Below are 12,778 nucleotides of genomic sequence, written 5' to 3' on the forward strand. Positions count from 1 at the left end.
GCATTCCCGTGGTGGCCACCCGGATGCGGAGCGCTGCGGCAGGTCCGGGGCCGCTCCGCCGAGAACCAACGTAGCCCAATCGCGCTGCGGGTTCAGTGCCGCTTGTCGCGCACCTTGTAGGTCGAGGGCCACGACTTGCGTGACTCGTCTCCGGTCAACGGAGTTCCCATCCCGCCGACCTTGACGGCGTACGCCTCCTTGCCGGGGCCGACCTCGCGGTTGGCGTGTTCCTGGGCCAAGTAGTAGAGCTCGTCGATGGTGGCTTCGTCGTACGCGACGAACGAGGTTTCCCGCGCGACGTCGTCGATGCCGACCAGCATCCGGTCGGGCAGCAGTCGCGACGCGACCGCCGCGAGCCCCAGCAGCCCGAAGGGAATGATCCAGTAGCAGAGGAAAGACTGTGGCGTCTTCGTGTCCAGCATCAGGGCGGCGGTGGTCCCCGCGGGCCCGGCGGGACCTTGCACGATCGACGGGATCACCGACGACACCGTCATCGCGGCGAACGTCGCGACCCACAACCAGCTCAGGATCTTGACGGCCCGGCCGAACAGCTCGGTTTTGACGACGTCGGCGGCTTGTTCCGCGGCTGCGAACTCGGCCATGAAGGGCTTGCCGACCAGCACCCCGATCAGCGTCACCAGGAAGATCCCGGCGTTGCTCAGCGGCAGTATCCACCGCTCGAGGAACGAATCGCCGAGCGTGAACGCCAGCACGGCGAGAATCAAAAGCACTGCGACGGAAGCAAAATCGAAGAACTGCCACTTCCTGCCCACCGCGCCCCCCAAGCCCAGGCTGGCGGCGGCGATCGCCAACGCGACCAGCACGGCCGCGGCGAACGGAACGTTACCGACGAGTACCCAATACACGATCCACGGCGCGAGACCGAACAGCATGCCCATGCTGGGTCAGTGTATGGATGACGGTTTGCGGGCCCGTCGGCGGCAGGCCAAACTGTTGGTCCGCGCGCACAATGGCGGCGCCCGGCGGCGACCGCCTCTGTCAAACATGTTATGCCGCAACAGATTCGGGGCGTTAAGCGGATGGCGCGTTGTTCAGCGCCATCGCCAGAAAGTCCAGACGCCACAGCGACCGGAACAGCGTCAGCCCGAAGTCCTGCACCCGCTGCCTGTCCTCCGGCCTGACGTCGCCGCGCTGTGCCATGCCCTCGATGATCTGCCCGATGGTGCGGCGGCCGTCGACGAGCTGGACGAAGGGCAGCTGGGCCGGGTTGAGCTTCAGCGTCGCGCCTGGCAGGTGAATGGTGTCGCCGGACAACACGCAGGCCGTGCGCAGCAGCGGGACGTAGCCGAGGCAGGCCACCGCCGAGAAGTCGATCGCGTAGTCCCCTTTCGGGCGGTCCGGGCGGCAGGCGAGGAAGAAGTGGGTGGCGTTCGCCGGTTGCAGCCGTTCCATCACCGACCACAGCTTGGGGTCGGGCAGCTGGTTGAGCACCGACTGGAACCGGCTGGCCGGGGCGAGGAGGTCGTGCGGGTAATAGGGCACGTTGCGCAGCCAGCCCTGGAACGCCAGCCCGGCGGAGTCGACCAGCTGCAGGCATTCGTCGACGGTGTAGCTGCGTTGGCGGGCGTGCAGGAAGGTGTCGACGAGCGCGCCCTCGGACATCAGATCGCGCGCGCTTTGCAGATAGGGGCGGACGGGGTGGTCGGCCGGTAGCGTCGCGATCGCCTGGACGACGAGTTGCACCGAGGCGTCGTCCTGCGACAAGCCGAGGTCGCGGAACGCCGATTCGAGCATGTCGACCCCGATCCGGCCGTACTTCGCGTAGAGCATGACGCCCAGTACCCCGTCCCGGCGCAGGCACCGGCCGAGCGCCGTCAACCCGGCCAAAGGGTCGGCCATGTGGTGCAGGACGCCGCTGGACACGATGAGGTCGAAGTCGCGCGAGAGCGCCGATACCTCTTCGATCGGAAGCCAGAGCAGTTCCAGGTTGTCCAGGCCGTGCCTGTCTTTCAGCTGCCGATGGTGATTCAGCGCAGACTGGCTGACATCGATGGCGACGACCTTGGCGCCGCGGTTCATGTAGGCCAGCACGGCCGCCTGGAAGGTGCCGCATCCGGCCACCAGGATGTCCAGGTCCGCCTTGTATTCCCGGTCGGGCCACAAGATCCGATGGGCCCAGTGGGGGTCGAACCAATCCCAGTGGTTGGTGGTCCACGCCGCGAGATCGGTTACCGGGGGCGGATATTCCCACCGATCGTATTGGCGGGAGACGCCGTCGCTCCGCGGATCCTCGGTCACTTCGGCGCTGGCTCCTTCGCGGTGGCAGATCGCGCAACGGTACGACGAACTTACTGCGCCTGCCACATTCGGCCGCAGGATCAGTCGCCCCGATTCGTTCCGATCTGACGATTCGGGGCGGCACAATTAGGATTCGGTTCCTGCACCACCCACGGCGAGTAGTCAGCGAATGAACAACACGACATCCTTGCGCGGCTCGATCGCTGTCGGCATGGCCGCGTTGGTCGTCCTCGCCGCCGCCCCGGCGGCGAATGCCGACCCGGCTGACGACAACTTCCTGCGCGCGCTGACCCAGCGGGGACTCACCTGGCCGAGCGGCAACGATCAAACGATGATCAACGTCGGGCATGCGGTGTGCGCGGACTGGGCGGGCGGGGACACCATGGCCCAGACCGTCGACGATGTGCAGAAGTCGCTCGGGGTGAGCACCAACGGGGCCGGCACGGTGATCGGGGCGGCGACGGCGTCGTGCTGTCCCGAATTCCGCAGCAAAATGTAGGGCGCCGGCCCGCTACCAGCCCAGACCCTCTCCGGCGATCGGTTACCGGTTGCCGGCTTCTTCTTCGGCGCAGTGGACCATTCGCTCGCTCAGGCGGACCAACGGGTCTTCGTGCCCGCCGGGCATGCTGTAGGCCAGGCGACGCAGCTCGATGGCGAATCCGTACAGATCTTGGCTCAGGGACGGAGCATTCATAAGGCGACTTCCCACGTATGTGGAGTGTGTATTGAATCTGTAAGCGCCCGAGTGCTCTTCCCGATCAGACCGCCACGGGCATGCGCTTGCGCGCTACGCCTACCCCAATTCGGCTTAATCGCAAACCTGAGCGCCCGCTGGACGTGTACGCCGGTGCGCTCGCCCTAGGCACGGTCGGGCGCGCGCGTTTTGAGCCGTCGCTGTTCGGGTAACCGACGGCACAATTGTGACCGCAGTGGCACGGAGTTAGCAGGGCGAATGAACACCCGTGTGTTGCTCGCCGGCCGCTATGAGGTGCGCGGCAGGCTGGGTCATGGTGGCATGGCCGAGGTTCGTGACGGCTGGGACAGCCGACTGCGCCGGCCGGTCGCGATCAAGCTGCTGCATCCGGCGGTGAGCGCTCAGAGCGGCATGCGGAACCGATTTGATGCGGAGGCGCACGCCGCCGCGGCACTCAATCATCCGAATATCGTCGCGGTCTACGACAGCGGCGAACATGCAGGCAGGCCGTTCATCGTTATGGAGCGGTTGCCCGGCGAAACCCTGGCTGACGAGGTGCGCCGTGGTCCACTGTCGCAGGACCGGGTCCGCGCCATGCTCGACAACGTCTTGGCCGCGCTGGCCGCGGCACACCGCGCCAAAATCCTGCACCGCGACATCAAGGCCGGAAACATCCTGCCCGCCGCGGGCGGCGAGATCATGAAAGTTGCAGACTTCGGGATCGCCAAGACTCCGGAGGCCACCAAAACCCTGACCGGCCACATCCTCGGGACCATTGCTTACCTGAGTCCCGAGCGACTCGCCGGTGCGCCTGCGTGTGTCGAGGACGATCTTTATGCGGTCGGCGTCGTGGGCTATGAAGCGCTTGCCGGCCATCGCCCGTTCCCGCAGGAGAACATGGCCGCTCTGGCGGGTGCCATTCTGCATGGACGGCCGCCGCCGCTCGCCGGGTTGCGACCCGACGTCGACCCCCACCTGATCATGGTGATCGAACGCGCGATGGCTCACGACCCGTGCCGGCGGTTCGGCAGTGCCGAGGAGATGCGCGCCGGGCTCCACCGCGTTCGTCCCGCGGCCGCAGCCGTGCCCCTCGCCCCGCCGCCGCGCGCGGTCACCAAGGTGCTGGAGGTGCCGGTTCCCGGCTCGCCCACGAACACGTTCGTCCCGGCACTGGTCTCGCCGACGACGAACCGCAGGAGAAAGCTGCTGAGCGTCCTGGCGGTCTTGGCCGTACTGATCCTCGTTCCGTTGGCCCTCGCGCTTGATGCGTCGTCCTCGCACGCACCCGGGGAACCCGCCACCACCAGCACGCCGGCGCCGATCCCCGTTGATAACGCCGCGCCGCCACCATCCCCGCCGCCACCACCGTCAGCGCCTCCGGCACCGGTTTTGCACGGCCCTGGCAAAGGACACGGCAAGGGAAATGGCGGCGGCCGGGGGGATTAGATCCGACCACCTGGAGCAGTGCGGCACGAGGGTGCTGCCCGGCCTGCCGTCTGGATTGCGTCCCGCCCCGCCCGTTAAAACCTCTGCGGTCCCGGCTGATTCGAGCATGCGGCCATGCTCGAAAATCTCGTGCGGTGGCGCGAAGTGGTCACCATGAGGTCCGGCCGCACACTCGTCCCGACTGATCTGCTGAGGCTTGGCCCTGCGGCGATACGGGAACACCGCCCCCGGCACGGCAAACCCGGTGCCCCCAGTCGGACTCGAACCGACACTGTGCGGATTTTAAGTCCGCTGCCTCTGCCAATTGGGCTATGGGGGCCCGGCGGCGAATCTAGCGCGTTGCGGCCCCGCGCGTGGCATCGCATCGAGTTGCTAATTAGCCAGATGTACAACATGCGGGCCGAATGGGCGTCCGCTACGATCCGCGCGCCGCGCGCGATCTCCTCTCTCGGCGCCTGCGCCGAGATGACATCACGATGTCGTCCGACAGGGCCTTGTTAAAACTGCCGCCCTTGTCGTTAAGAAGCCGTAAACGGCTGTAACCCCTGCCCTTTGGAAAGGGACCGTGAGGTTGTGGGTCATTAACCTTACGCACACGCATAAGGGCCGTTTACGTGCAGACAGGTCGATCCCACGCCGGGGGTCGACTCGTTCCAACACTAGGAGCAACGGATGTCGTTTCTGACAACACAAACTGAAGAGATGTTAGCCGCAGAGCAACTGCTCAGCGGGATTAACACCAATCTGGCGGCCCAGAACGCGGGCGCGGCGTCGGCGACGACGGTGATCGCTCCCGCCGCCGCCGACCCGGTGTCGGCTCAGCAAGCGGCCGTCTTCTCGGCGTACGGCACCCAGTACCAGGCGATCGCGACCGAGGCGCAGGCGCAACTGGAGAACTACGCGCAAACGCTGGGCATCAGCTCCGGCAGTTACGGCGACACCGAGGCCATCAACGCGAGCCAGGCCGCGCTTTCGAGCGCCGCCAGTCCCGCCGCCGCCGCTGCCGCCACGCCGTCGAACACCCCGCTGGACTGGCTTTCCTACCTCCTCGGTAGCACCGGCAACGGCACCAACCCGAACATGCTCGGCGGGATCTTCGGCCTCTCGAGTAACGGCGCCAACATCTTGAACATCGGTGGCGGCAACTGGGCCTCCGCCGGTTCCGACCTGCTGGGTCTGGCCGGTGGCGGTCTGCTCGACACCTCCGCCGCCGACGCCGCCGGTTCCGCCGCCGACGCCGCGGGCCTGGCCGACACGACGGCGCCGATGGCCGGAGGCGGCATGGCCGGCATGGGCGGCCTGGGCGCCCCAATGGCCGCGGCAGGGCAGGCCACCATGGTCGGCAACTTGTCGGTGCCCCCGACCTGGGCCGGCCCGGCCACCCCGGTCGTCGGCACCAGTGCGGCGCCGCTCGAGACGGTCGGCTGGACCGCGGCCGCGCCGCAGGCCGGCGGCACGGGGACCGTCATTCCGGGGATGCCCGGGATGGGCACGGCCGCGCGCAACAGCGCCGGCTTCGGTGCGCCGCGCTACGGCGTCAAGCCGATCGTCATGCCCAAGCCCACGGCCGTGTAGCCCTCGGTCAGTTCCTCGAAGACTTCAAATTCCAAAGACAAAAGGAGCGGGAAACACAATGGTTCTTGACTTTGCAGCAATCCCCCCGGAGATCACCTCCTCGCTCATGTACGCAGGCGCGGGCGCCGCGCCGCTGATGGCCGCCGCGACGTCCTACGCCAACCTGGCCGCCGAGGTGAGCAGCACCGCGACCCAGTGGGAGTCGATCACCTCGTTGCTGACCAGCGAGCAGTGGACGGGCGGCGGCTCGGCTGCGGCCGCGGCCGCAGCCCAGCCGATTATCGCCTACCTGACCGAAACGGCGGCGACGCTCGAGCAGGCGAGCGCGCAGGCCATGGCCTCGGCGGCCGCCTACGAGGCCGCGTTCGCGGCGACGGTGCCGCCGCCGGTGATCGCGGCCAACCGGACGCTGCTGGCGACGCTCGTGGCCACCAACTTCCTGGGCATCAACTCGGCCGCGATCGCCGCCACGGAAGCGCAGTACGCGGCGATGTGGGCGCAGGACGCCGCCATGATGGCCGCGTACCAGGCCGCCTCGGCGGCAGCGGGGGTCCTGACGCCCGTGACGCCGCTGGCATCGACCACCAACCCGGCGGCTGCCGGGGCGGCGGACAGCACCGCGCTCGCCGCCGACTCCACGGGCGGGACGGTCCAGGCGTTGGCAGCTCCCCTCGCCGCAGCGCCCGCCGCCGTCGACCCCACGCTGCCCTTCCAGACCACCGGCATCCTGTCCTCGATCGACAACTTCCTCGGCACGCCGTCGGTCTTCAACGCCATCAACGGCGGGGTCAACACCGGGGCATGGTTCACCATGAACGCCATCCCGACGGCCGTATCCCTGGGACACACCCTGGGCACCGTGCCGTCGATCCCGTTCGCGCTCACCGACTCCGTCACGCCGCTCGCCGGCGGGATGGTGCCGGGCACCATGGTGGGCTCGGTGTCGGGCGCGGGAGCGTCGGCGGCCCTGGGCGAGGCCTCCGCGGTCGGCGGCCTCTCGGTACCGGCCGGTTGGTCCGCGGCCGCGCCGGCGACTGCGGCGGCTTCGGCCGCCGCCCCGCTCGAGGGCTCGGGCTGGACCGCCGCGGCCGAGGCGGAGCCGGTCACCGCGATGCCCGGCATGCCCGGAATGGCGGGGGCAGCAAAGGGCGCCGGCGCCTACGGCGCCGGGCCGCGGTACGGCTTCAAGCCGATCGTCATGCCCAAACAGGTTGTCGTCTGACAGGGTCCGCTGATATGGGCAGAAGGGGGTACATGTCACCCATTTGAGGCGAGCAATTAACCGGCAGGCCGTAGTCTATTTACAACACGGCCACCACCGCATCAATTACAACTGTTAAGACTTCGGCGAACTGAAGCTTCAAGATAGGAGACAGCCGACATGGCAACACGTTTTATGACCGACCCGCACGAGATGCGGGCGATGGCGGGCCGCTTCGAGGTGCACGCCCAGACCGTTGAGGACGAGGCTCGCAAGATGTGGGCGTCGTCGATGAACATCGCCGGCTCGGGCTGGAGCGGTCAGGCCCAGGCCACCTCGTACGACACCATGGGACAGGTCAACCAGGCCTTCCGCAACATCGTCAACATGCTCCACGGAGTGCGCGACGGACTGATTCGCGACGCGAACAACTACGAGCAGCAAGAGCAGGCCTCGCAGCAGATCCTCGGCAGCTAGCAGTCGAAGCGGCTGTCGCCCAACACTTTTAAGGAGCTAAGCAAATGAGCATCAATTACCAGTTCGGCGATGTAGACGCCCACGGTGCCTTGATCCGCGCCCAGGCCGCGTCCTTGGAGGCCGAGCACCAGGCCATCGTTCGCGATGTGCTTGCTGCCGGCGACTTCTGGGGCGGTGCGGGTTCGGTGGCATGCCAGGAGTTCATCACCCAGTTGGGTCGCAACTTCCAGGTCATCTACGAGCAGGCCAACTCCCACGGACAGAAGGTTCAGTCCGCGGGCAGCAACATGGCCAGCACCGACAGCGCCGTCGGGTCCTCCTGGGCCTGACACCTCGTTTCGACACCGGGGCCGCACACCACTTGGTGTGCGGCCCCGTTTTTCGGTAAGCGAACGGGCTTGTGCCGCAACGGCGCAAGCCCGATTTGTTGCCGGGCTCCGGCTATCCGGCCACCGGCGAACGCGGAAACAGCGACGGGCGCAAACCGATTCGGTGTGCCCCACCGTCGGACTCGCGGCCGACCATCGCGCCCAGCGGCAGCTTGGAAATGCCGGTGCCGCTGGCCGGGGATGACACCGCGCCCACCGTCCCGGGTGCGGCGGCGTCGAAAGCCGGCAGCGGCGCGACGGACGAAACCGTCTCGGCCCACGTCGGAGGCACCGACAGGGTTCCGAGCGACGACGCTTGGCCCACACTCGCCGAGGTGGTCGCGCCGAGTCCCCCCATCGGCCCAAGGCTTCCCAGCGCGCCCAAGCTTCCCAAGCCCGGGGCCGCACCCCCTTCGGCGCCGATGATCGAACCGGCACCCTCCATGTCGAGTCCCAGGCCGTACACGTCCATCGCGACTCCAGCGCCGTCGCCGCCCAACCCGGCACCGTCGGCGCCCAGGCCGGCAAAATCGGAACCCAGCCCGATCGCATCCGACGCCAGACCGGCCGCCTCCCCGGATCCCGCGGCACCGCCGAGCGCGGAGCCGACGCCCTGCACGGCCCCCAGCCCGGTGCTCGCGCCCTTGGTGGCGCCTTTACTGGTACCCGACAAACTCGATAGCGCGCTGATCGGGGCGGAGGCTCCGGACGACCCCAGCGACGCCCCCGTGCCCATCGCGGCCGGCGACAGCCCCGTGCTCGTAGAAGAGCCCGGGGTGGACAGGCTCTGCAGCGCTTGCGGCACCGAGGACATCGCGTGTGCCGAGGCCGTCTGGGCGTGGCCGCCGGCCTGCGCCGCGGTCGCGTGAGCGACCGCGGCGGCCTGACCGGTCACGCCGCCGGGATTCGTCGTCTGTGGTGGTGGCGGGAACGCGCTGAAGGTCGAGGCGGTAGCCGAACTGGCCGCATATCCGTACATCGCGGCGGCGTCCTGGGCCCACATCTCGCCGTACTGCGCCTCGGTGGCCATGATGGCGGGGGTGTTCTGCCCGATGAAGTTGGTCGCGACCAAGGTCATCAGCTGGGCGCGGTTGGCCGCGATGAGCGGCGGTGGCACCGTCATCGCGTACGCGGTTTCGTACGCGGCCGTGGCGGCCGCGGCCTGCAGGCCCGACTGCTCGCACTGCTCGGCGGTTGCCCGCAGCCACAACACGTAGGGCGCGACGGCGGCCGCCATCGACATCGACGTCGGACCCAGCCAATCGTTGGTCAGGGTGGCAATCACCGATTCGTATCCGCCGGCGGCGGCGCTCAGCTCGGCGGCTAGTGCGTCCCACGCCGCCGCGGCGGCCAGCAGCGTCCCGGGGCCCGGCCCCAGATACATCCGCCCGGAGTTGATTTCCGGGGGCAATGCGCCGAAATCCATTGTCTTCCTTAATCCTAGAAAAGTTTGCTGGACCGGCCGGACGCGACGAACAGCGCCGGCCCGCGGTCACTCAGCCGCCGCATGGCGCCCGCCGGCCGTGCGGTCCCGCGTCGTGCGCGGCCGATTCGGCACGGGCGGGTAAGGACGAACCGTTGGCTCCCCGGTCGACGCCCGTTCTGCGGCCCGAAACGCGACGCCCGCCGGGGAAGGGATGCGCCGTATCCGCGATGCCCACCGTCGTGCGCGTCGGGGCGTCGCAGCGGATCCGGGTCGGCACCGCGCTCAATGTTTGGGGCTTCGCGCAAACGCGCTGCGCCACGAAAAACATGTCAATGAACCACTATTCGTAACACGATGTGACTTGGAAGTTGTGCAGATCGGGACACCGTCGTCCCCCGCCGTCGTGCGCACGTTTTGATCAATCGACGACATTCGCTGCACCGCAGCGGTTGCGCTTTAGATGAAATCGATTCTGGCACCGTTGGTTTGGCGACCGCGACCATGTACGGGATCGCGTCCGTCAAGCCAACGACTCTGCATTTCAGTATTTTTCGGATGTCGATTCATCTCAAGGCGACACACGCGGCACATAGAGAACACATATTTGAGCCGCACCGCCTGTGATCTGGCGAACAGGCCTACATTTGAGAATTCTATGAACTCCGTGACAGTCCTGTGTGTGGCTTGCCAGAATGTAGGAGCATGACCGCAATGTCGGGGTACTCAGGCGCGCAACGCCCACGCCAAGCCATCCTGGGGCAGCTGCCCAGGATCTACCGTGCCGACGGGTCACCCATCAGGGTTTTGCTGGTCGACGACGAGCCGGCGCTGACCAATCTGGTGAAGATGGCGCTGCACTACGAAGGCTGGGTTGTCGACATCGCCCACAACGGGCGCGAGGCCATGGCCAAGTTCGACCGGGTCAGCCCCGACGTCCTCGTCCTCGACATCATGCTTCCCGACGTGGACGGATTGCGGATCCTGGAACGCATCCGCCAATCCGATGCCTATACCCCCACGCTCTTCCTCACCGCGCGCGACTCGGTGATGGACCGCGTCACCGGTCTGACCGCGGGCGCCGACGACTACATGACCAAGCCGTTCAGCCTCGAGGAGCTGGTCGCCCGGCTGCGCGGGTTGCTCCGCCGCTCCGGCCAGCAGCCCACGCCGACGGCCGAAACCCTCAAGGTCGGCAACCTCAAGGTCGACAGCGCCAGCCGGGAAGTCACCCGTGATGGCGACCCGATATCGCTGTCCTCCACCGAATTCGAATTGTTGCGCTTCCTCATGCGCAATCCGCGCCGTGCCCTGAGCCGCACCGAGATCCTGGACCGCGTCTGGAATTACGACTTCGCCGGCCGCACCAGCATCGTGGATCTCTACATCTCGTACCTGAGGAAGAAGATCGACTCCGGGCGCGAACCGATGATTCATACCGTCCGCGGTGTGGGGTACATGCTGCGGCCGGCGGAATGACCCGAGACACAGACAGCACCCCCGGGGTCTTTCCCCGGTGGTTCCCCCATTCGCTACGGCGCCAACTGCTGTTGGGGGTGCTGGCCGTGGTCAGCGTGGTGCTGGTGACGGTCGGGATCGTCTCGGTGCTCAGCCTGCGCGGCTATGTCAACATCATGAGCGATGCCGATGTCGCCGAGTCCCTGGACGCGTTCAGCCACCAGTACACCAAATACCGCAACGGCGAACATGTCTCGCTGCATCCCGGCACCCCGCCCATCGCACAGGCGATGCTGGAATTCACCGGAGAGACGCCCGGAAACCTGATCGCCGTGCTGCACAACGGCACCGTGATCGGGTCTGCGGTTTTCTCCGAAGACGAACCGAAATCCGCGCCGGCCGACGTCGTCCGCGACCTGCAAGCACAGACGTGGAGTGACGGGCCGCCGCGCACCGAAATCCTCGGCAGGCTGGGGCCTTACCGCGTCGACAGCACCGTCGCCGGGTCCGACGTCCTGGTGGTCGGGGTGTCGCAGAACCTCGCCGACCGGATCATCGCCCGCAAACAGCTCACCACCATCGTGCTCACCGCGGCGGCGCTGGTGCTCACCGCCGGACTCACCATCTGGGTGGTCGGTTACACGCTTCGTCCGCTGCGCCGGCTGGCGTCGATCGCGGCCGGCGTCGCCGCCATGCCGCTCACCGACGATGACCACCGGATCAGCGTCCGGGTGCCACCGCAAGACACCAACCCGCAAAATGAAGTCGGGATCGTCGGGCACACGCTGAACCGCTTGCTGGACAACGTCGACAGTGCGCTGGCGCATCGGGTCGACTCGGATCTGCGGCAGCGCCAGTTCATCACCGACGCCAGCCACGAATTACGTACACCGCTGGCGGCCATTCAGGGCTATGCCGAACTCACCCGCCAGGACAGTTCAGCGCTGCCGCCGACGACCGAATACGCGTTGGCCCGAATCGAGTCCGAGGCCCGACGGATGGCTTCGCTCGTCGACGAGTTGCTCCTGCTCTCCCGCCTGGGCGAAGGGCAAGACCTGCAGTCCGAGGACGTCGACCTGGCCGAGGTGGTCAGCAACGCGGTGAATGACGCGACCGTGGCGGCGTCGACGCATCACTGGGTCAAAGATCTGCCCGAGGAGCCGGTCTGGGTGCGCGGCGATCACGCCCGGTTACATCAACTGGTCAGCAATCTGCTCAGCAACGCCCGCGTGCACACCCCGCCGGGGGTCACGGTGACGACCGGAATCACCTGCCGCCGTGACGGTCCCGGGGCGCCCTACGCGGAACTGACGGTCACCGACGACGGTCCCGGCATCGACGCGGAGCTGCTGCCCAAGTTGTTCGAACGGTTCGTTCGGGCCGACAAGTCGAGATCCAACGGCTCGGGCAATGGGCTGGGTCTGGCCATCGTCAGCTCGATCGTCAAGGCCCATCATGGTTCGGTCACCGCCGAATCCAACGAGAGCAGCACGGTGTTCCGGGTGCGGCTGCCCTTGATCTCGAGCGCCGACAAAACACCACGTTAACTCGCCGACGGTGATCCCGCCGGGCATGGACGTCGTTGCCGCAGAACGTGATTGACGGCCGGGGCGGTTCCTTCGCCCGGTCGCCGAAGCGGCGGTGAGGCGACGCGCGGATGCGGCCGCCTGGGGGCGTTAAGAAACCGTAAAGGTGCAGTGTGCGCCCGTTAGGAAACCGTCAATCGAACGCCCCGACGGATGACGTCCCGATAATTTCGAGCTGATCTTGGCTGGCGAGACTGTCGCTTGATGGTGGTGACCCGCGACGCCCGGCTCCGGCCGCGCTTGCGATCACCACATCCTGTGGCTGACTCACCGAGGTCCCTTTCGTATGCA

General features: G+C 67.3%; 12 protein-coding genes and 1 tRNA gene. 8 read left to right on the forward strand and 5 right to left on the reverse strand.

All coding sequences use genetic code 11. From position 1 onward, the window contains the following. Nucleotides 1–92: 92 nt before the first annotated feature. On the reverse strand, nucleotides 93–899 hold the full coding sequence (locus A5760_RS06710; RefSeq protein WP_064878930.1) for a hypothetical protein: 807 nt from the start codon (nucleotides 897–899) through the stop codon (nucleotides 93–95). 133 nt (nucleotides 900–1,032) lie between these two features. Further along, nucleotides 1,033–2,259: a methyltransferase gene (locus A5760_RS06715; RefSeq protein ID WP_064878933.1), complete on the reverse strand. Its 1,227-nt coding sequence runs from the start codon at nucleotides 2,257–2,259 to the stop codon at nucleotides 1,033–1,035. 169 nt (nucleotides 2,260–2,428) lie between these two features. Here A5760_RS06715 and A5760_RS06720 point away from each other — a divergent pair, with 169 nt between their 5' ends. Next, nucleotides 2,429–2,758: a DUF732 domain-containing protein gene (locus tag A5760_RS06720; RefSeq protein WP_064878934.1), complete on the forward strand. Its 330-nt coding sequence runs from the start codon at nucleotides 2,429–2,431 to the stop codon at nucleotides 2,756–2,758. 42 nt (nucleotides 2,759–2,800) lie between these two features. Here the strand turns inward: A5760_RS06720 and A5760_RS26590 are convergent, their stop codons facing one another. Continuing rightward, on the reverse strand, nucleotides 2,801–2,953 hold the full coding sequence (locus A5760_RS26590) for a hypothetical protein (RefSeq protein WP_155764231.1): 153 nt from the start codon (nucleotides 2,951–2,953) through the stop codon (nucleotides 2,801–2,803). A gap of 258 nt (nucleotides 2,954–3,211) precedes the next feature. On the opposite strand from A5760_RS26590, the gene A5760_RS06725 reads away from it, so the two are divergent. Next, the gene (locus A5760_RS06725; protein WP_064878937.1) at nucleotides 3,212–4,399 is read left to right on the forward strand and encodes a serine/threonine-protein kinase; all 1,188 of its coding nucleotides are present in this window, start codon (nucleotides 3,212–3,214) and stop codon (nucleotides 4,397–4,399) included. A gap of 245 nt (nucleotides 4,400–4,644) precedes the next feature. Here the strand turns inward: A5760_RS06725 and A5760_RS06730 are convergent. After that, nucleotides 4,645–4,718 (reverse strand) — tRNA-Leu (locus tag A5760_RS06730). Between the two features lie 353 nt (nucleotides 4,719–5,071). Here A5760_RS06730 and A5760_RS06735 point away from each other — a divergent pair. From A5760_RS06735 to A5760_RS06750, 4 genes are all read left to right on the forward strand, one after another. Further along, nucleotides 5,072–5,974: a PPE family protein, SVP subgroup gene (locus tag A5760_RS06735; protein WP_064878939.1), complete on the forward strand. Its 903-nt coding sequence runs from the start codon at nucleotides 5,072–5,074 to the stop codon at nucleotides 5,972–5,974. A gap of 58 nt (nucleotides 5,975–6,032) precedes the next feature. Then, a complete protein-coding gene (locus tag A5760_RS06740) occupies nucleotides 6,033–7,196 on the forward strand; it encodes a PPE family protein (RefSeq protein WP_064878941.1) in 1,164 nt (387 codons plus the stop codon). 159 nt (nucleotides 7,197–7,355) lie between these two features. After that, nucleotides 7,356–7,652 carry a WXG100 family type VII secretion target gene (locus A5760_RS06745; protein WP_007771418.1) on the forward strand — a complete coding sequence of 99 codons (297 nt, stop codon included), beginning with the start codon at nucleotides 7,356–7,358 and terminating at the stop codon, nucleotides 7,650–7,652. A 44-nt stretch (nucleotides 7,653–7,696) separates the two neighbouring features. After that, on the forward strand, nucleotides 7,697–7,981 hold the full coding sequence (locus A5760_RS06750; RefSeq protein WP_007771417.1) for a WXG100 family type VII secretion target: 285 nt from the start codon (nucleotides 7,697–7,699) through the stop codon (nucleotides 7,979–7,981). 112 nt (nucleotides 7,982–8,093) lie between these two features. On the opposite strand, the gene A5760_RS06755 is transcribed toward A5760_RS06750, so the two are convergent. Beyond that, complete coding sequence (locus A5760_RS06755) at nucleotides 8,094–9,446, reverse strand: PPE family protein (protein WP_064878944.1); 1,353 nt, start codon at nucleotides 9,444–9,446, stop codon at nucleotides 8,094–8,096. Nucleotides 9,447–10,148: 702 nt separating this feature from the next. Between A5760_RS06755 and A5760_RS06760 the strand changes: the two genes are divergently transcribed. Further along, nucleotides 10,149–10,922, forward strand: coding sequence for a response regulator transcription factor (locus A5760_RS06760; RefSeq protein WP_064878948.1), 774 nt, complete (start codon nucleotides 10,149–10,151; stop codon nucleotides 10,920–10,922). Continuing rightward, a complete protein-coding gene (locus tag A5760_RS06765; protein ID WP_064878951.1) occupies nucleotides 10,919–12,448 on the forward strand; it encodes a sensor histidine kinase in 1,530 nt (509 codons plus the stop codon). Before A5760_RS06760 ends, A5760_RS06765 begins: the two co-directional genes overlap by 4 nt. Nucleotides 12,449–12,778: the final 330 nt, after the last annotated feature.

It is taken from the genome of Mycobacterium colombiense (assembly GCF_001665835.1).
Taxonomy (GTDB): Bacteria; Actinomycetota; Actinomycetes; order Mycobacteriales; family Mycobacteriaceae; genus Mycobacterium; species Mycobacterium colombiense_A.

What these genes read in the sequence shown, in the direction of transcription:
- A5760_RS06740 (WP_064878941.1), top strand. Translation starts at nt 6,033, where the DNA reads ATGGTTCTTGACTTTGCAGCAATCCCCCCGGAGATCACCTCCTCGCTC.
- A5760_RS06745 (WP_007771418.1), top strand. Translation starts at nt 7,356, where the DNA reads ATGGCAACACGTTTTATGACCGACCCGCACGAGATGCGGGCGATGGCG.
- A5760_RS26590 (WP_155764231.1), bottom strand. Translation starts at nt 2,953, where the DNA reads ATGAATGCTCCGTCCCTGAGCCAAGATCTGTACGGATTCGCCATCGAG.
- A5760_RS06765 (WP_064878951.1), top strand. Translation starts at nt 10,919, where the DNA reads ATGACCCGAGACACAGACAGCACCCCCGGGGTCTTTCCCCGGTGGTTC.
- A5760_RS06720 (WP_064878934.1), top strand. Translation starts at nt 2,429, where the DNA reads ATGAACAACACGACATCCTTGCGCGGCTCGATCGCTGTCGGCATGGCC.
- A5760_RS06750 (WP_007771417.1), top strand. Translation starts at nt 7,697, where the DNA reads ATGAGCATCAATTACCAGTTCGGCGATGTAGACGCCCACGGTGCCTTG.
- A5760_RS06755 (WP_064878944.1), bottom strand. Translation starts at nt 9,446, where the DNA reads ATGGATTTCGGCGCATTGCCCCCGGAAATCAACTCCGGGCGGATGTAT.
- A5760_RS06735 (WP_064878939.1), top strand. Translation starts at nt 5,072, where the DNA reads ATGTCGTTTCTGACAACACAAACTGAAGAGATGTTAGCCGCAGAGCAA.
- A5760_RS06710 (WP_064878930.1), bottom strand. Translation starts at nt 899, where the DNA reads ATGGGCATGCTGTTCGGTCTCGCGCCGTGGATCGTGTATTGGGTACTC.
- A5760_RS06725 (WP_064878937.1), top strand. Translation starts at nt 3,212, where the DNA reads ATGAACACCCGTGTGTTGCTCGCCGGCCGCTATGAGGTGCGCGGCAGG.
- A5760_RS06760 (WP_064878948.1), top strand. Translation starts at nt 10,149, where the DNA reads ATGACCGCAATGTCGGGGTACTCAGGCGCGCAACGCCCACGCCAAGCC.